Origin of the sequence: Streptomyces sp. NPDC001796, from assembly GCF_042892355.1 — a bacterium.
Taxonomy (GTDB): domain Bacteria; phylum Actinomycetota; class Actinomycetes; order Streptomycetales; family Streptomycetaceae; genus Streptomyces.
Genome location: NZ_JBIAUC010000010.1, coordinates 236,783 through 254,281, shown reverse-complemented (window position 1 = coordinate 254,281; position 17,499 = coordinate 236,783). Strand labels below are relative to the sequence as shown.

The 17,499-nt window shown below is 69.8% G+C and carries 13 protein-coding genes; 11 read left to right on the top strand and 2 right to left on the bottom strand.

Translation table 11 applies throughout. The features are described 5' to 3' along the window. Nucleotides 1-66: 66 nt before the first annotated feature. Nucleotides 67-1,200: an aromatic ring-hydroxylating dioxygenase subunit alpha gene (locus ACFYZE_RS22210; RefSeq protein ID WP_388996650.1), complete on the top strand. Its 1,134-nt coding sequence runs from the start codon at nucleotides 67-69 to the stop codon at nucleotides 1,198-1,200. A gap of 49 nt (nucleotides 1,201-1,249) precedes the next feature. Here ACFYZE_RS22210 and ACFYZE_RS22205 read toward each other — a convergent pair whose 3' ends face one another. Further along, nucleotides 1,250-2,047, bottom strand: a complete 798-nt coding sequence (locus ACFYZE_RS22205; protein ID WP_388996647.1) for an IclR family transcriptional regulator — start codon at nucleotides 2,045-2,047, stop codon at nucleotides 1,250-1,252. Nucleotides 2,048-2,202: 155 nt separating this feature from the next. Between ACFYZE_RS22205 and betA the strand changes: the two genes are divergently transcribed. Together betA and ACFYZE_RS22195 are read left to right on the top strand one after the other, a co-directional pair. Continuing rightward, complete coding sequence (gene betA / locus ACFYZE_RS22200) at nucleotides 2,203-3,873, top strand: choline dehydrogenase (RefSeq protein ID WP_388996644.1); 1,671 nt, start codon at nucleotides 2,203-2,205, stop codon at nucleotides 3,871-3,873. A gap of 3 nt (nucleotides 3,874-3,876) precedes the next feature. Next, on the top strand, nucleotides 3,877-4,710 hold the full coding sequence (locus ACFYZE_RS22195; RefSeq protein ID WP_388996642.1) for a 5,10-methylenetetrahydrofolate reductase: 834 nt from the start codon (nucleotides 3,877-3,879) through the stop codon (nucleotides 4,708-4,710). Nucleotides 4,711-4,823: 113 nt separating this feature from the next. On the opposite strand, the gene purU is transcribed toward ACFYZE_RS22195, so the two are convergent. Next, on the bottom strand, nucleotides 4,824-5,696 hold the full coding sequence (purU, locus tag ACFYZE_RS22190; protein ID WP_388996640.1) for a formyltetrahydrofolate deformylase: 873 nt from the start codon (nucleotides 5,694-5,696) through the stop codon (nucleotides 4,824-4,826). A 207-nt stretch (nucleotides 5,697-5,903) separates the two neighbouring features. Here purU and ACFYZE_RS22185 point away from each other — a divergent pair, with 207 nt between their 5' ends. From ACFYZE_RS22185 to ACFYZE_RS22150, 8 genes are all read left to right on the top strand, one after another. After that, entirely contained in the window at nucleotides 5,904-7,373 is a 1,470-nt protein-coding gene (locus ACFYZE_RS22185) for an aldehyde dehydrogenase family protein (protein WP_388996638.1), read from the top strand. Between the two features lie 20 nt (nucleotides 7,374-7,393). Beyond that, the gene (locus ACFYZE_RS22180) at nucleotides 7,394-8,485 is read left to right on the top strand and encodes a glycine betaine/L-proline ABC transporter ATP-binding protein (protein WP_388996635.1); all 1,092 of its coding nucleotides are present in this window, start codon (nucleotides 7,394-7,396) and stop codon (nucleotides 8,483-8,485) included. Further along, a complete protein-coding gene (locus ACFYZE_RS22175) occupies nucleotides 8,485-10,461 on the top strand; it encodes an ABC transporter permease (protein ID WP_388996632.1) in 1,977 nt (658 codons plus the stop codon). The genes ACFYZE_RS22180 and ACFYZE_RS22175 overlap by 1 nt, the downstream gene beginning before the upstream one ends. A gap of 13 nt (nucleotides 10,462-10,474) precedes the next feature. After that, entirely contained in the window at nucleotides 10,475-11,443 is a 969-nt protein-coding gene (locus tag ACFYZE_RS22170; protein ID WP_388996629.1) for an ABC transporter substrate-binding protein, read from the top strand. Between the two features lie 220 nt (nucleotides 11,444-11,663). Then, a complete protein-coding gene (locus ACFYZE_RS22165; RefSeq protein WP_388996626.1) occupies nucleotides 11,664-14,102 on the top strand; it encodes an FAD-dependent oxidoreductase in 2,439 nt (812 codons plus the stop codon). 22 nt (nucleotides 14,103-14,124) lie between these two features. Then, nucleotides 14,125-14,985 carry a bifunctional methylenetetrahydrofolate dehydrogenase/methenyltetrahydrofolate cyclohydrolase gene (locus ACFYZE_RS22160; protein ID WP_388996623.1) on the top strand — a complete coding sequence of 287 codons (861 nt, stop codon included), beginning with the start codon at nucleotides 14,125-14,127 and terminating at the stop codon, nucleotides 14,983-14,985. Beyond that, nucleotides 14,982-16,268, top strand: a complete 1,287-nt coding sequence (gene glyA / locus ACFYZE_RS22155; protein WP_388996620.1) for a serine hydroxymethyltransferase — start codon at nucleotides 14,982-14,984, stop codon at nucleotides 16,266-16,268. Before ACFYZE_RS22160 ends, glyA begins: the two co-directional genes overlap by 4 nt. Further along, the gene (locus tag ACFYZE_RS22150) at nucleotides 16,265-17,497 is read left to right on the top strand and encodes a sarcosine oxidase subunit beta family protein (RefSeq protein WP_388996617.1); all 1,233 of its coding nucleotides are present in this window, start codon (nucleotides 16,265-16,267) and stop codon (nucleotides 17,495-17,497) included. Before glyA ends, ACFYZE_RS22150 begins: the two co-directional genes overlap by 4 nt. Nucleotides 17,498-17,499 lie beyond the last annotated feature (2 nt).

Here is a 17,499-nt window from a genome sequence, read left to right as displayed (position 1 = left end):
GCCGCCCGAAGTCGCTCTTCCTGGCGCGTGCCCGCCCCTTCCACGACGTTTCCCGAGGAGTGCAGCGTGACCTCGACAAGCCTGCCGGACAGCCTCATCGCCACCCTCCCCGGCTCGTCCTACACGGACCCCGGCATCTTCGCCCAGGAACAGGAGCGCATCTTCGAGACGATGTGGTTCTGTGTCGCCCGGGCGTCCGACCTGCCCAAGTCCGGCGCCTTCCGCACCGTCGACGTGGGCCGCGAGAGCATCCTCGTCACCCGGGCCCGGGACAACTCCGTACGCGCCTACTTCAACGTCTGCCGGCACCGCGGCGCCAAGCTCTGCACGGAGGAGACCGGCGAGGTCAAGCGCGCTTTCCAGTGCTCGTACCACGCGTGGACCTACGACCTGAACGGCAAGCTCGTCGCGGCGCCCAACCTCACCAAGATGCCCGACGTCGGCCGCACCGAGTACGGCCTGGTGAGCGTGGCCGTCCGCGAATGGCTCGGTTATGTCTGGGTGTGTCTCGCGGAGAACCCGCCCTCCTTCGAGGAGGACGTCATCGGCGAGGTGATCACCCGCCTCGGTGACGTTGAGTCGATCGAGCGCTACGACATCGACAACCTGGCGGTGGGCAAGCGGATCGTCTACGACGTCAAGGCGAACTGGAAGCTCATCATCGAGAACTTCATGGAGTGCTATCACTGCGCAACGATCCACCCGGAACTGACCGAGGTGCTCCCCGAGTTCGCGGACGGTTACGCCGCCCAGTACTACGTCGGCCACGGCGCCGAGTTCGGCGAGGAGATCCAGGGCTTCACCGTCGACGGCTCCGAGGGCCTCGACCGTATCCCCGGTGTCTCCGAGGAGCAGGACCGCCGCTACTACGCGATCACCGTCAAGCCGCAGGTCTTCATCAACCTGGTGCCCGACCATGTGATCTTCCACCGTATGTACCCGGTGGCGGTCGACCGCACGATCGTCGAGTGCGACTGGCTCTACCTGCCGGGCGTGGTGGAGAGCGGCAAGGACGTCAGCCGGTCCGTGGAGCTCTTCGACCGCGTCAACCGCCAGGACTTCGACGCCTGTGAGCGCACGCAGCCCGGTATGAGCTCCCGGCTGTACGCCAAGGGCGGCGTGCTCGTGCCCAGTGAGCACCACATCGGCGCCTTCCACGACTGGGTGCACGAGCGCCTCGGCACCCGGCAGCCGGAGTAGCCCCCGGCGGGGTGGGGGGCCCGCGGCGGGCGCCTGCGCGCGAGCACGCTCAGCCGAGGTATCCCATGCGGTGGCTGATCTCCTCCGCGCCCTTGAGGAGCACCGGAGCGAGCTCGTGCATGCGCTCCTCGGTGAACCGGTAAGAGGGCCCGGAGGCGCTGATCGAGGCGATGACCTGGCCCTCGCGGTCGCGGATCGGCGCCGCCATCGCGTGCAGTCCGATCTCCAGCTCCTCCAGCGTCCAGGCGTAGCCGCGCTCGCGGGCCTCCGCGAGGTTCTTCTCCAGCTTCGTCTTCGCGGTGATCGTGTGCGGGGTCACCTTCTTCAGGCCGGCCTCCGCCAGCAGCGCGGCGCGCTCCTTGGCGGGCAGGTGGGCCAGCAGGATCTTGCCGCTGGAGGTGGCGTGCAGCGGGGTCAGCTCCCCGACCCAGTTGTGCGCGGCGACGGCGGCAGGACCGCGCACCTGGTACAGGTTGATCGCGTAGTGCTCCTGCATGACGGCGATGTTGACCGTCTCGCCGATCTCCTCCGCGAGGCGCTCGCACACCGGACGGCCCTGCTGGGTGAGGTCGAGGCGCCCTGTGACCGCGCCCGCCAGGCGCACGATGCCGAAACCGAGTCGGTACTTGCCGCGCTCGCCCGACTGCTCCACCAGACCGCGTGCCTCCAGGGCTCCGAGCAGCCGGAACGCGGTGGACTTGTGGACATCGATCTCGGCGGCGACCTCGCTGACGCCCGCCTCGCCGCGCTGGGCCAGGATCTCGAGCACACTGATGGCGCGGTCGACGGACTGCACCCCGCCGGCCTGTGAACCGTTCGTTTCGGTATCCGGACTGAAGTTGCTCATGGTGAAACTATACGCGCAGTAAACAACGACCACGCAAGTAACCCCCGCGAAACGAAGACCTTCCAAGTTGCGCGTTCCGCAACCTAGTGCGTATCGCGATACCCGTACTAGCATGCCCCGCGTATCGACGGCGCGAGCGAGCGAGACGAGGCACCATGGCTCCCCTGCATTACGACTTCGTCATCGTCGGCGGTGGATCAGCCGGCAGCGCACTGGCGAACCGGCTCTCGGCCGACCCCGGAAACCGGGTGCTCGTGCTGGAGGCGGGCCGCTCCGACTACCCATGGGACGTGTTCATCCACATGCCCGCGGCGCTGACCTACCCCATAGGCAGCCGCTTCTACGACTGGAAGTACGAGTCCGAGCCCGAGCCCCACATGGGCGGCCGGCGCATCTACCACGCCCGCGGCAAGGTGCTGGGCGGCTCCAGCAGCATCAACGGCATGATCTTCCAGCGCGGCAACCCGATGGACTACGAGCGCTGGGCCGCCGACCCCGGCATGGAGACCTGGGACTACGCGCACTGTCTGCCGTACTTCCGGCGGATGGAGAACTGTCTCGCCGCCGACCCCGACGACGAGTTCCGCGGCCACGACGGCCCCCTCGTCCTGGAGCGCGGACCGGCGACCAACCCGCTCTTCACCGCCTTCCTCGAAGCCACCCAGGAGGCGGGCTACGCACCCACGGACGACGTCAACGGCTATCGGCAGGAGGGTTTCGCCAAGTTCGACCGCAATATCCACCGCGGGCGTCGGCTGTCGGCCTCCAAGGCGTACCTCAAGCCCGCGATGAAGCGGCCGAACCTCACGGTGAGGACCCGCGCCTTCGTCACCCGGGTCCTCTTCGAGGGCAGGCGCGCCGTCGGCGTCGAGTACCGCCACGGCCGTGGCGCCGCCCAGCAGGTCCGGGCCGGTGAGGTCATCCTCTGCGGCGGTGCCATCAACTCCCCGCAGCTGCTCCAGCTCTCCGGCGTCGGCAACGCCGCCGAGCTGTCCGCCCTCGGCATCGACGTCGTCCACGACCTGCCGGGGGTCGGCGAGAACATGCAGGACCACCTGGAGGTGTACGTCCAGTACGCCTGCAAGCAGCCCGTGTCCATGCAGCCGTACATGGCCAAGTGGCGCGCCCCCTTCATCGGGCTGCAGTGGCTGTTCCGCAAGGGCCCGGCGGCCACCAACCACTTCGAGGCCGGTGGTTTCGCCCGCAGCAACGAGGACGTCGAGTACCCCAACCTGATGTTCCACTTCCTTCCCGTCGCGGTCCGCTACGACGGCTCCTCACCGGCCGGCGGCCACGGCTACCAGGTGCACGTCGGGCCCATGTACTCCGACGCCATCGGCTCCGTGAAGATCAAGAGCAGGGACCCGCGCGAGCACCCCGCGCTGCGCTTCAACTACCTGTCCACCGAGCAGGACCGCCGGGAGTGGGTCGAGGCCATCCGCGTCGCCCGCCAGATCCTCAACCAGCCGGCGCTCGCCCCCTACAACGGCGGCGAGATCTCGCCCGGACCCTCCGTCGAGACCGACGAGGAGATCCTCGCCTGGGTCGCCAAGGAGGGCGAGACCGCCCTGCACCCCTCGTGCACCTGCAAGATGGGCACCGACGAGATGTCCGTCGTCGATCCGCTGAGCATGAGGGTGCACGGCCTGGAGGGGCTCCGTGTGGTGGACGCGTCGGTGATGCCGTACGTCACCAACGGCAACATCTACGCTCCCGTGATGATGATCGCCGAGAAGGCGGCCGACCTCATTCTCGGCAAGGAGCCTCTGGCGCCCTCCAAGGCCGCCTACTACCGGCACCGCGACGCCCAGAAGCAGGCCGGGTAGGCCTTGGGCGCCGAGGCGCTGCGGGCGCTGCTCGGCCGCGTCCGCTACGAGGTGCTGCCGGCGAAGGCGACCGAGGAGAAGGTCCTCGCCCATGTCCCGCGCGACGTCGTGGTCACGGTGACGGCGTCGCCGGTCAAGGGCCTGGAGCCGACCCTCGCCCTCACCGAGCGGCTCACCGCGCACGGCTTCCGCGTCGTCCCGCACGTGCCCGCACGGCTGCTGCGGGACGACACGCACCTGAAGGACGTCGCCGAGCGGCTGCGTGCGGCGGGTGTCGACGACGTGTTCGTGCCGGCGGGGGACGCCGATCCGCCGGCCGGGCCCTACGACGGGGCCCTGCCGGTGCTGCGCCGGCTCAGCGAGCTGGGCAGGCCCTTCGCGAAGATGGGGATCACCGGCTATCCGGAGAGCCATCCGCTCATCCACGACGACATCACCGTCCAGGCGATGTGGGACAAGCGGGCGCACGCCACGTACATCGTCAGCAACCTGTGCTTCGACCCGCGCGTGCTCGGCGGCTGGATCGCCCGGATAAGGCGCCGGGACGTCACCCTGCCCCTGTACGTGGGGGTCGCCGGGCCGGTGCAGCGGGCCAGGCTGCTGTCCATGGCGACGAAGATCGGGGTGGGGGAGTCGACGCGCTTCCTGACCAGGCACCCGTCGTGGTTCCTGCGGTTCGCGACGCCGGGCGGGTACGCGCCCGAGGGGCTGCTCACGCGCGCGGCGGAGACGCTCACGGCGCCTTCGGCGGGGGTGGCGGGCCTGCACCTGTTCACCTTCAACCAGATCGCGGAGACCGAGCGCTGGCGCCGCGCACTGCTCGACAGGCTGGGCTGAGCCCGGACAGCCGTATGTACCGGACAGCCGTATACAACAGCCTCACCGTGTACGGACATCGGGCGGGGCCGGAACCCCCTTGGTTCCGGCCCCGCCCGATCGGCAGAAGCGCTTCAGCGGAAGACCACCGTGCGGTTGCCGTCCACCATCACGCGGCTCTCGGTGTGCCACTTCACCGCGCGGGCCAGGACCTGGGCCTCCACGTCGCGGCCGACCGTGACCAGTTCGTCGGGGTCGAGGGAGTGGTCCACCCGGACCACGTCCTGCTCGATGATCTGGCCCTCGTCCAGGTCCGGCGTCACATAGTGGGCCGTCGCGCCGACCAGCTTCACCCCGCGCTCGTACGCCTGCTGGTAGGGCTTCGCTCCCTTGAAGCTCGGCAGGAAGGAGTGGTGGATGTTGATGGCGCGGCCCTCCAGCTCCTTGCACAGGTCGTCGGAGAGCACCTGCATGTAGCGGGCCAGGACGACGAGGTCGACGTCCAGCTCCCGGACCAGCTCCAGCAGGCGCGCCTCGGCCGCGGGCTTGGTCTCCCTGGTCACCGGGATGTGGTGGAAGGGGATGCCGTAGGTCTCCGCGAGGGCCTCGAACTCCCGGTGGTTGGAGACGATGGCCGGGATCTCGATGTTGAGGGCGCCGGTGCGGCGGCGGAAGAGCAGGTCGTTGAGGCAGTGGCCGAACTTCGAGACCATGATCAGCGTCCGGGTCGGCGTCGCGGCGTCCTGGAGGGTCCAGGAGATGCCGTGGGCCTCGGCGACGGGGCCGAAGCGGTAACGCAGTTGTTCCAGGGTGATGTCCGGATCGGACACATCGAAGTGGACCCTCATGAAGAAGCGGTCCTGAAGGCGGTCGTCGAACTGCTGGCTCTGCAGGATGTTGCCCGAGTTCCTGACGAGGAAGCCACTCACGGCATGGACCAGTCCGGCCCTGTCCGGGCACGAGAAGGTGAGGACGTACTCGTCGCCGGGTTGCGGTCGAGGGGACATGCGCAGGCCTCCGGTCGATGCGTAATGCACAACGCGATGAGCGATACGCAACATAGTTGGGGTGAGGGCGGTCGGCGGTCAAGACCGGGGGCGTTCGTCCCTTGGGAAAACGACGGGACCTCTTGACGTACGTCGGCCCTTCGGTCAGGGTTCCCCCACAAGCAATTCGATGCGCGATGCGCAACGAACGGTTGAAGGGCTCCGCGCGTGGCAGACCTGTATGTGGACGGAGAATGGCGCGAGGCGGTGGCCGGAGGCCACCGGGAGATCCGCTGTCCCGCCGACGGCACGCCGGTCGCGACCGTGTCCGAGGGGACACGCGCCGACACCGAGGCCGCGATCGCCGCGGCCCGGCGCGCGTTCGACGAAGGCCCCTGGCCGCGCACCCCCGAGCGCGAGCGCGGCGCGCTGCTGCTGCGCACCGCCGACATCCTCGAGCGCGACGCCAAGGAGTTCGCCCGCGCCGAGTCGCTCGACACCGGCAAGCGCCTGGTCGAGAGCGAGTACGACATCGCCGACGTCGTCTCCTGCTTCCGCTACTACGGCGGCATCGCCGGCACCAGCGCCGGCCGGGTGGTCGACACCGGCCGCGACGACGCACTCAGCCGGGTCACCTACGAACCCGTCGGTGTCTGCGGACTGATCACCCCCTGGAACTACCCGCTGCTGCAGGCGTCCTGGAAGGTCGCCCCGGCCCTCCTCGCGGGCAACACCATCGTGCTCAAGCCCAGCGAGCTCACGCCCTCCACCTCCATCCTGCTGATGAAGGCGCTCGAGGAGGCCGGGCTCCCGGCCGGCGCGGCCAACCTCGTCCTGGGCGCCGGAGCGGAGGCCGGCGCACCCCTGTCGGAGCACCCGGCCGTCGACATGGTGTCCTTCACCGGGGGCCTCGAGACGGGGCGCCGCATCATGGCCGCCGCCGCCGCGACGGTGAAGAAGGTCGCCCTGGAACTCGGCGGCAAGAACCCCAACGTCGTCTTCGCCGACGCCGACTTCGACACGGCGGTCGACTTCGCGCTCACCGCGGTCTTCCTGCACTCCGGACAGGTCTGCTCGGCCGGCGCCCGTCTGATCGTCGAGGACTGCCTGCACGACGCCTTCGTCGACGAGATCGTGCGCCGCGCCCGGCTCATCCGCCTCGGCGGCCCGTTCGACCCTCAGGCCGAGACCGGGGCCCTGATCTCCGCACAGCACCTGGAGAAGGTCGAGGCGTACGTCGCCGCGGGGCTCGCCGAGGGCGCCGTACTGCGCTGCGGCGGCGAGCGCCCCGACGACCCCGCGCTGGCGGGCGGCTTCTACTACCCGCCCACCGTCCTCGACGAGTGCCGCCAGGACATGCGCGTGGTGCACGAGGAGTCCTTCGGACCCGTGCTCACCGTCGAGCGCTTCCGTGACGAGGACGACGCCGTCCGCATCGCCAACGACACGGAGTACGGCCTCGCCGGCGCCGTCTGGACGCAGGACGCCGGCAAGGCCCAGCGGGTCGCCCGCCGGCTGCGCCACGGCACGGTCTGGATCAACGACTACCACCCCTATGTGCCGCAAGCGGAATGGGGTGGCTTCGGGCACTCGGGCGTCGGCCGGGAGCTGGGACCGACCGGTCTCGACGAATACCGAGAGCCAAAGCACGTCTGGCAGAACATCCAACCCCGGCCGCAGCACTGGTTCCGCGGCTGAACGCCGAAAAGAGGTCGATCGTGACCCCCACACAGACCGAGGTGTCGCAGCGGCGCGGCACGTCCCAGGACCCCCAGGACCGGACCCCGGTCATCTCCGTGCGCCGGCTGTGGAAGGTGTTCGGGCCGAAGGCCGACCAGGTGCCGGACTCCGAGGAACTGTGCGGGCTGACCCGCCGCGAGCTCATGGACCGCACCGGGTGCACCGCCGCCGTCCGCGACGTGAACTTCGACGTGTCGCCCGGCGAGGTCTTCGTCGTCATGGGCCTGTCCGGCTCCGGCAAGTCCACCCTGGTGCGATGTCTGACCCGGCTGATCGAACCCACCGCGGGTGAGGTGGTCTTCGAGGGCGAGGACATCCGCGGCGCCGACACCAGGCGGCTGCGGGACATGCGGCGCAGCAAGTTCTCCATGGTCTTCCAGCACTTCGGCCTGCTGCCGCACCGCAGAGTGGTCGACAACGTGGCGTTCGGCCTGGAGATCCGTGGCATGGGCAAGGCCGAGCGGACCAGGCGCGCTCTGGAGGTCGTGGAACTGGTGGGCCTGGCCGGATACGAGAACTCCTATCCCGACCAGCTCTCCGGTGGCATGCAGCAGCGCGTCGGCCTCGCCCGCGCCCTCGCGGGCGACCCCGACGTCCTCTTCTTCGACGAGCCGTTCTCCGCCCTCGACCCGCTGATCCGCCGCGACATGCAGAGCGAGGTCATCCGCCTGCACCACGAGGTCGGCAAGACCATGGTGTTCATCACCCACGACCTCTCCGAGGCCCTGAAGCTGGGCGACCGCATCCTGATCATGCGTGACGGCAAGGTGGTCCAGTGCGGCACCGGCGACGAACTCGTCGGCGCCCCCGCCGACGACTACGTACGGGACTTCGTCAAGGACGTGCCGCGCGGTGACGTCCTGACCCTGCGCTGGATCATGCGCCCCGCGCAGCCCGACGACGCACTCGACGGCCCCGAGCTGGGCCCGGACGTCGTGGTGCGTGAGGCAACCCGGGCGGTGCTGGCGGCCGAGAAGCCCGTCAAGGTGGTCGAGGGCGGCAAGCTGCTCGGCATCGTCGGCGACGAGGAGATCCTCTCCGTCGTCGCCGGGCAGGAAGGCGGTGCGTGATGGCCGTCGCCGCCGACGCGGCCGCGCCGGTCGCGACCGTACGCAGAAAGGTCGGCCGTCCCATGGTGGTGGCGGCGATCCTGCTCGCCTGGGTGGCGCTCTTCGCCGTGCTGCGCGGCCGGCAGACCCTGTCCCTCGCCGCGGCCGACCTCACCGGTCTGCACCGCTGGTTGAACGACGTCAACGACAGCATCGGCGCCAACCGCAACTCCAATCCGCTCTTCCTGTACTTCTTCAACGAGATCCGCCTGGTCATCGACAACCTGGTGACCTTCGTCCAGTCCCTGATCTCGCAGCCCACCGGCGGCCGCCCGGTCCCGCAGATCGGCTGGCTCGGCGTCGCAGGCCTCACCGGCTACGTCTCATGGGCCGTGGGCAACTGGCGGGTCGCCCTGCTCGCCGTGGCCGGCTTCACCTTCTTCGGGCTGCAGGGGCTGTGGCAGGAGAGCATGGACACCCTGGCGCTGACCCTGTCGGCGGTCTTCGTCGCGCTGCTCATCGGCATCCCGCTGGGTGTGTGGGCCGGCCTCTCCGACCGGTTCAACCGGATCATGACGCCCTTCCTGGACTTCATGCAGACGATGCCGACCTTCGTCTACCTCGCCCCGCTGACCCTGGTCTTCCTCATCGGCGGTGCCTCGGCCGTGATCACCACGGTGATCTACGCGGCACCACCCGCCATCCGCATCACCGCGCACGCCATCCGCTCCGTGCCCGAGACCACCGTCGAGGCGGCCGACTCGCTCGGCACCACGCGGACGCAGCAACTGCTGAAGGTGCTGCTGCCGATGTCGAAGCGCACGGTCGTCATGGGCGTCAACCAGACCATCATGGCCGCCCTGGCCATGGTGACCATCGCCGCCCTGATCGACGCCCCCGGCCTCGGCAAGACCGTCGTCCAGGCCCTGCAGTCGCTCGACGTCGGCACCGCCTTCAACGCCGGCCTCGCCATCGTCGTCATGGCCATCGTCCTCGACCGGGTCACCACGGCCGCTGCCGCACGCACCGAGGCGGCCCGACGCACGGGCGGCCCGCTCCTCAAGTGGCGCCGGCCGCTGCTGGTGGCCGGCGGGATCACGGCCGCGGTCCTGGTCTACCTGTCCCACACCTACGTCTGGGCGGCCGAGTTCCCCGGCAACGGCAGCACCGGCAGTCACATCGCGAGCGCGGCCGACACCGCGACCACGTGGCTGCAGGACCATCTCTCGGGCCTGACCAACGCACTTCGCGACGTCATCAGCAACGGCCTGCTCAACCCGTTCCAGACGCTGCTCACCGACTCCCCGTGGTGGCTCGTCGGCGTCACCCTGGTCGCGCTCGGCGCGGTGCTCGGCGGCTGGCGCGCCGGGGTGACGGCCGCCGTGTGCGTCGGGCTGCTCGTCGGAACGGGCCTGTGGTCGGACAGCATGACGACCCTCGCCTCGACCGCCGTGGCCACGGTGCTGGTCATGCTGCTCGGTGTCGTCTTCGGCGTGTGGATGGGACGCAGCCTGCTCGTGGACCGGCTGGTGCGGCCCACCCTGGACGCCGCACAGGTGATGCCGCCGTTCGTCTATCTCGTGCCGTTCCTGGCGCTGTTCGGCGCCACCCGCTTCACCGCGATCGTCGCGGCCGTCGTCTACGCGGCGCCCGTCGCGATCAAGATCATCGCGGACGGTGTGCGGAACGTGTCCGAGTCGACCGTGGAGGCGGCCACCTCGGCCGGGTGCAACACCTGGCAGATCATCACCAAGGTTCAGCTGCCGATGGCACGCAGCGCCCTGACCCTAGCGACCAACCAGGGGCTGATCTATGTGCTGTCGATGGTTGTGGTGGGCGGCCTGGTAGGGGCCGGCGCCCTCGGCTACGACGTCGTGGCCGGATTCTCGCAGGGAGAGCTGTACGGCAAGGGGCTGGCGGCGGGACTCGCCATCGTACTGCTCGGAGTCATGTTCGACCGGATCACTCAGGCTGCGGCGCGACGCACCAGGGCATAAGGAGCACGACACCATGGCAAGACACTGGCGAGCCGGCGCGGCCGGCCTGGCCGTCCTCGGCCTCACCCTCACGGCGTGCGCAGGGGCGAAGGTCGGCGACAGCTCCTCCGCGGGCTCGAAGTCCTCCGGCGGCAAGTGCGGCACGTTCAACCTGGCCGTCAATCCGTGGGTGGGCTACGAGGCGGACGCGGCGGTCGTCGCGTACGTCGCACAGCACGATCTCGGCTGTACGGTCAACAAGAAGGACCTGAAGGAGGAGATCGCCTGGCAGGGCTTCGGGACCGGCGAGGTCGACGCCGTCCTGGAGAACTGGGGCCACGACGACCTGAAGAAGAAATACATCACCGAGCAGAAGACCGCCGTGGAGGCCGGGCAGACCGGCAACAAGGGCATCATCGGCTGGTTCGTGCCGCCGTGGCTGGCCAAGGCCCACCCGGACATCACCGACTGGAAGAACCTCGACAAGTACGCCGACAAGTTCAGGACCTCCGAGTCGGGCGGCAAGGGCCAACTGCTCGACGGGGACCCGTCCTACGTCACCAACGACGCGGCGCTGGTGAAGAACCTGAAGCTGAACTTCAAGGTGGTGTACGCGGGCAGCGAGACCGCCCTCATCCAGGCGTTCCGGACCGCCGAGAAGAACAAGCAGTGGATGATCGGCTACTTCTACGAGCCACAGTGGTTCATGTCCGAGGTGCCGCTGGTCAAGGTGAACCTGCCGGCGTACAAGACGGGCTGTGACGCGGATGCGGCCAAGGTGGCGTGCGACTACCCCGTCTACAACCTGGACAAGATCGTCAGCGCGAGCTTCGCGAAGTCCGGCAGCCCTGCTTACAACCTGGTGAAGAACTTCAACTGGACGAACGACGACCAGAACACCGTGGCCAAGTACATCGCGGTGGACAAGATGTCGGACGACGCGGCGGCCAAGAAGTGGGTCGACGCCAACCGCGACAAGGTCGACGCCTGGCTGAAGCATTAGGCACGGGCCCGAGCAGACGGAAAAGGCCGGTTGAAGACGCCCGGCGGGCGGTGCGCACCTGTGCGCACCGCCCGCCGGGCGTGGCCGTGTTTCGGGCTGTTTTCCGACGTCACGCACCCCCTTGACACCCCTCATCGGCGACAGGCACATTGAGTTGCGCAGCCTGAATCGAGTTGCGCAGACAGCAACTGAACCGGTTTCCAAGTTCGGAGGTTGGGCGATGGCGGGACCCCGAGTGGTCATCATCGGAGCGGGCGTCGTGGGAGCGGCCCTCGCCGACGAGCTCTCCGCACGCGGCTGGACCGAGGTGACCGTGGTCGACCAGGGCCCCCTCCCGGCCACCGGGGGCTCCTCCTCGCACGCCCCGGGCCTCGTCTTCCAGACGAACCCCTCGAAGACCATGACCGAGCTCGCCCGCTACACCGTCGAGAAGTTCTGCTCCCTGGACGTCGACGGCAAGCCCTGCTTCCTCCAGGTCGGCGGCCTGGAAGTGGCGACGACCCCCGAGCGCCTCGCCGAACTCCACCGCCGCCACGGCTGGATCACCGCCTGGGGCATCGAGGCGCGCCTGCTGACCGCCGACGAGTGCGTGGAGCAGCACCCGCTGGTCGACCGCGACAAGGTCCTCGGAGGTCTCCTGGTCCCCACCGACGGCCTCGCCAAGGCCGTCCTCGCCGTCGAGGCGCAGATCCGCCGGGCCACCGGGCGCGGCGTGCGCTTCCTCGCCCGCCACGAAGTCCTCGACGTGCGGCAGAGCGAGGGCCGGGTGACCGGCGTGCTGACCGACCAGGGAGAGATCCCCGCCGACATCGTCGTGTGCTGCGCCGGCATCTGGGGCCCGAAGATCGCCCGCATGGTCGGGGTGAACCTGCCGCTCACCCCGCTCGCCCACCAGCTCGCCTGGACCGGCCCGATTCCCGCCCTCGCCGGCCAGACCGAGGAAGCGGTCCGCCCGATCCTGCGCCACCAGGACGCCGACCTCTACTACCGCGACCGCTTCGACGGCATCGGCATCGGTTACTACGGCCACCGCCCCATGCCCGTCTCCGCCGACGACATCCTCTCCGTGGAGGAGGCCGAACAGATGCCCTCGGTCCTGAAGTTCACCGAGGAGGACTTCGAGGACGCCTGGACCGAGACCCAGTCGCTGCTCCCCGCGACCCGCGAGGCCAAGGTCGAGGAGGGCATCAACGGCCTGTTCTCCTTCACCACCGACGGCTACCCGCTGCTGGGTGAGTCCCCGGACGTCAAGGGCTTCTGGGTCGCGGAGGCCGTGTGGGTCACCCACTCGGCGGGCGTCGGCCGGGCCGTCGCCGAGTGGCTGGTCGACGGCTACTGCTCCTCCTTCGACCTGCACGAGTGCGACGTCAACCGCTTCGAGCCGCACCAGCTCTCCCCGGAGTACGTCCTGGCCCGGGACTGCCAGAACTTCGTCGAGGTCTACGACATCCTCCACCCCCTCCAGCCGGCCGGGAAGCCGCGCCCGATCCGCACCAGCCCCTTCCACGCCCGCCAGCGGGAGCACGGCGCGTTCTTCCTGGAGGCGAACGGCTGGGAGCGCCCCCAGTGGTACGAGGCCAACGCCTCGCTCGTCGAAGGGCGCTCCATCCCCACGCCCAACGACTGGGCCGCGAAGTACTGGTCGCCCGTCGTCGGCGCCGAGGCCCAGGTCACCCGAGAGACGGTCGCCCTGTACGACATGACGGCCCTCAAGCGCCTCGAGGTCAGCGGCCCCGGAGCGGCCGGCTTCCTGGAGGGCCTCGTCACCGGCAAGGTCGCCAAGTCCGTCGGCTCGGTGACGTACACGCTGCTGCTGGACCACGACGGCGGCATCCGCAGCGACATCACCGTCGCCCGCCTGGCCCGCGACCTCTTCCAGGTCGGCGCCAACGGCAACCTGGACCTCGACTGGTTCACCCGCCACCTCCCCGCCGACGGCACGGTCCAGGTCCGCGACATCACCGCCGGCACCTGCTGCATCGGCCTGTGGGGCCCGCTGGCCCGCGAGGTGCTCCAGCCCCTCACCGACGAGGACTTCTCGGGCGACGGCCTGAAGTACTTCCGCGCCAAGCGCGCCCACATCGGCTCCGTCCCGGTCACCGCGATGCGCCTGAGCTACGTCGGCGAACTGGGCTGGGAGCTGTACACCACCGCCGACCTGGGCCAGAAGCTGTGGGACACCCTGTGGGCGGCGGCCGAACCGCTGGGCGGCATCATCGCCGGCCGTGGCGCCTTCAACAGCCTGCGCCTGGAGAAGGGCTACCGCTCCTTCGGCACCGACATGACCTACGAGCACGATCCCTACGAGGCCGGCGTCGGCTTCGCCGTCAAGCTCGACAAGGGCGACTTCATCGGCAAGGCCGCACTGGAGCGCCGCAAGGCGGACGTACGGCGGAAGCTGACCTGCCTCACCATCGACGACCCGCACTCGGTCGTCATGGGCAAGGAGCCGGTGTACGACGGCGACCGCGCCGTCGGCTACGTCACCAGCGCCGCCTACGGCTACACGATCGGCAAGGGCATCGCCTACGCCTGGCTGCCGGCCGAGCTCGCCGCCCCCGGCACCACCGTCCGCATCGGCTACTTCGACCAGCGCGTCGAGGCGGTCGTCGCCGAGGAGCCCCTGTTCGACCCGACCATGTCCCGACTTCGTGGCTGACCGTGGGGAAGAGGTATCGCCGGTGACCGCACAACTGCTCGACGGCAAGGCGACCGCAGCCGCCATCCGTCGTGAACTGGCCGAGCGCGTGGCCAAGTCGACCGCCCGGACCGGCCGCCCGCCGGGTCTCGGCACGGTCCTGGTCGGCGACGACCCGGGCAGCCACGCCTACGTCGCCGGAAAGCACCGCGACTGCGCGCAGATCGGAGTCGCCTCGCTCCGCCGCGAGCTGCCCGCCGACGCGACCCAGCGGCAGGTCGAGGACGTCATCGACGAACTCAACGCCGACCCCGCCTGCACCGGCTACATCGTCCAGCTCCCGCTCCCACGCCACCTGGACTCGGGCGCCGTCCTCACGCGCATGGACCCCGCCAAGGACGCCGACGGACTGCACCCGGTCAACCTCGGCCGGCTCGTCCTCGGCGTCGACGCCCCCCTGCCCTGCACCCCGCGCGGCATCGTCGAACTGCTCCGCCGGTACGAGGTCCCGCTCGCCGGGGCGCGCGTGTGCGTGATCGGCCGGGGCATCACGGTCGGACGGCCGATCGGGCTCCTGCTCACCCGGAGGTCCGAGAACGCCACCGTGACCCTGTGCCACACCGGAACCAAGGGACTGGTCTGGCACGTACGCGAGGCGGACATCGTCGTCGCCGCGGCCGGCTCGCCCGGACTGATCACCAAGGACATGCTGCGCCCCGGCGCGGCCGTCCTGGACGTCGGCATCACCCGCACCGAGCACGGGCTCGTCGGCGACGTCCACCCGGAGGCCGCCCAGGTCGCCGGATGGCTCGCGCCGATGCCCGGGGGAGTGGGACCCATGACCCGGGCGATGCTGCTCGCCAACGTCGTCGAGGCCGCCGAGAGGAACGCGAACACCGTATGAACGTGCTGAACACCCCGCTGGCGGAGCTGGACCCCGAGGTCCACGCCGCCCTCGGCGCCGAGCTGCACCGCCAGCAGTCCACCCTCGAGATGATCGCCTCCGAGAACTTCGCGCCCTCCGCCGTCATGGAGGCACAGGGCTCGGTCGCGACCAACAAGTACGCGGAGGGCTACCCCGGCCGCCGCTACTACGGGGGCTGCGAACACGTCGACGTCACAGAACGCCTGGCCATCGAGCGCGTCAAGTCGCTGTTCGGCGCGGGCTTCGCCAACGTCCAGCCCCACTCGGGCGCGCAGGCGAACACCGCCGTCTTCTTCGCCCTCCTCCAGCCGGGCGACACCGTCCTCGGCCTCGACCTCGCACACGGCGGCCACCTGACCCACGGCATGCGCATCAACTACAGCGGCAAGATGCTCAACGTCGTGCCCTACCACGTCTCCGAGGCGGACAACCTCGTCGACATGGACGAGGTCGAGCGGCTGGCCAAGGAGCACCGGCCCAAGATGATCATCGCGGGCTGGTCGGCCTACCCGAGGCAGCTGGACTTCGCCGCCTTCCGACGCATCGCCGACGAGGTCGGCGCCCTCCTCATGGTCGACATGGCGCACTTCGCCGGCCTGGTCGCCGCCGGACTGCACCCCAGCCCGGTCCCGCACGCGCACGTGGTCACCACCACCACGCACAAGACGCTCGGCGGTCCCCGCGGCGGAGTGATCCTCACCGACGACGCCGACCTCGCCAAGAAGATCAACTCGGCGGTGTTCCCCGGAATGCAGGGCGGCCCGCTGGAGCACGTCATCGCCGCGAAGGCGGTCTCCTTCAAGGTCGCGGCATCGCCCGAGTTCGCCGAGCGCCAGGCCCGCACACTGACCGGCGCCCGCATCCTCGCCGAGCGCCTCACACAGCCCGACGCGGCCGCCGCCGGAGTGAAGGTGCTGACGGGCGGCACGGACGTCCACCTCGTCCTCGTCGACCTGCGTGAGTCCGAACTCGACGGCAGGCGCGCCGAGGACCTGCTGCACGAGATCGGCATCACCGTCAACCGCAACGCCGTCCCCTTCGACCCGCGCCCGCCCATGGTCACCTCCGGCCTGCGCATCGGCACCCCGGCGCTCGCCACCCGGGGCTTCACCGAGGAGGACTTCACAGAGGTCGCCGACGTGATCGCCCTCGCCCTCCAGCCCGGGCCGGACGTGGCCGCGTTGCGCGCCCGCACGGCGGCCCTGGCCGCCGAGCACCCGCTCTACCCGCACCTTTCCGGTCCTTCAGGAGACGCCCGATGAGCCCCCGCACCCCCGGCGCCGACCTCCCCGACCACCCCGACTGGCTCTGGCGCACCCCCGAGCCCAGGCGGTCGTACGACGTGGTGATCGTCGGCGGCGGCGGACACGGCCTGGCCACCGCCCACTACCTGGCGAAGAACCACGGCATCACCAACGTCGCGGTCCTGGAGAAGGGCTGGCTCGCGGGCGGCAACATGGCCCGCAACACCACGATCATCCGCTCCAACTACCTCTGGGACGAGAGCGCCGGCATCTACGAGCACGCCCTCAAACTCTGGGAAGGACTGGAGGAGGAGCTCGACTACCCGATCCTCTTCTCCCAGCGCGGCGTGCTGAACCTCGCCCACAGCCTGCAGGACGTCCGCGACAGCGTTCGCCGCGTCGAGGCCAACCGGCTCAACGGCGTCGACGCCGAATGGCTCGACGCCGAACAGGTCAAAGACGTCTGCCCGATCGTCAACACCTCACCCGACGTGCGCTACCCGGTCCTCGGCGGCACGTACCAGCCGCGCGCCGGCATCGCCAAGCACGACTACGTGGCCTGGGGCTTCGCCCGCTCCGCGGACGCAGCCGGCATCGACATCATCCAGAACTGCGAGGTCACCGGCCTCGACGTGGTCGGCGGCCGGGTGGTCGGCGTACAGACCACGCTCGGCCCGATCGCGGCGGGCAAGGTGGCCCTGTGCTCCGCCGGTCACACCTCGGTCCTCGCCGCCATGGCGGGCATCGAACTCCCGCTGCAGAGCCACCCGTTGCAGGCCCTGGTCTCCGAACTCCTGGAGCCGGTGCACCCGACGGTCGTCATGTCCAACGCCGTCCACGTGTACGTCAGCCAGGCCCACAAGGGCGAACTGGTCATGGGCGCCGGCATCGACGCGTACAACTCCTACACCCAGCGCGGCGCGTTCCACATCATCGAGGAGCAGATGTCCGCCGCCCTGGAGCTCTTCCCGGTCTTCGCCCGCGCCCACGTGCTGCGCACCTGGGGCGGCATCGTCGACGTCAGCCCGGACGCCTCGCCCATCGTCGGCCTCACCCCGGTCGACAACCTCTACCTCAACTGCGGCTGGGGAACGGGCGGCTTCAAGGCCACCCCGGGGGTCGGCTGGGTCTACGCCCACACCATCGCCCACGACACCCCCCACCCGCTGAACGCCCCCTTCTCGCTCGACCGTTTCACCACCGGCGCGCTCGTCGACGAGCACGGCGCGGCCGCGGTGGCCCACTAGGG

What these genes read in the sequence shown, in the direction of transcription:
- ACFYZE_RS22150 (WP_388996617.1), top strand. Translation starts at nt 16,265, where the DNA reads ATGAGCCCCCGCACCCCCGGCGCCGACCTCCCCGACCACCCCGACTGG.
- ACFYZE_RS22165 (WP_388996626.1), top strand. Translation starts at nt 11,664, where the DNA reads ATGGCGGGACCCCGAGTGGTCATCATCGGAGCGGGCGTCGTGGGAGCG.
- ACFYZE_RS22175 (WP_388996632.1), top strand. Translation starts at nt 8,485, where the DNA reads ATGGCCGTCGCCGCCGACGCGGCCGCGCCGGTCGCGACCGTACGCAGA.
- ACFYZE_RS22170 (WP_388996629.1), top strand. Translation starts at nt 10,475, where the DNA reads ATGGCAAGACACTGGCGAGCCGGCGCGGCCGGCCTGGCCGTCCTCGGC.
- ACFYZE_RS22205 (WP_388996647.1), bottom strand. Translation starts at nt 2,047, where the DNA reads ATGAGCAACTTCAGTCCGGATACCGAAACGAACGGTTCACAGGCCGGC.
- betA (WP_388996644.1), top strand. Translation starts at nt 2,203, where the DNA reads ATGGCTCCCCTGCATTACGACTTCGTCATCGTCGGCGGTGGATCAGCC.
- glyA (WP_388996620.1), top strand. Translation starts at nt 14,982, where the DNA reads ATGAACGTGCTGAACACCCCGCTGGCGGAGCTGGACCCCGAGGTCCAC.
- purU (WP_388996640.1), bottom strand. Translation starts at nt 5,696, where the DNA reads ATGTCCCCTCGACCGCAACCCGGCGACGAGTACGTCCTCACCTTCTCG.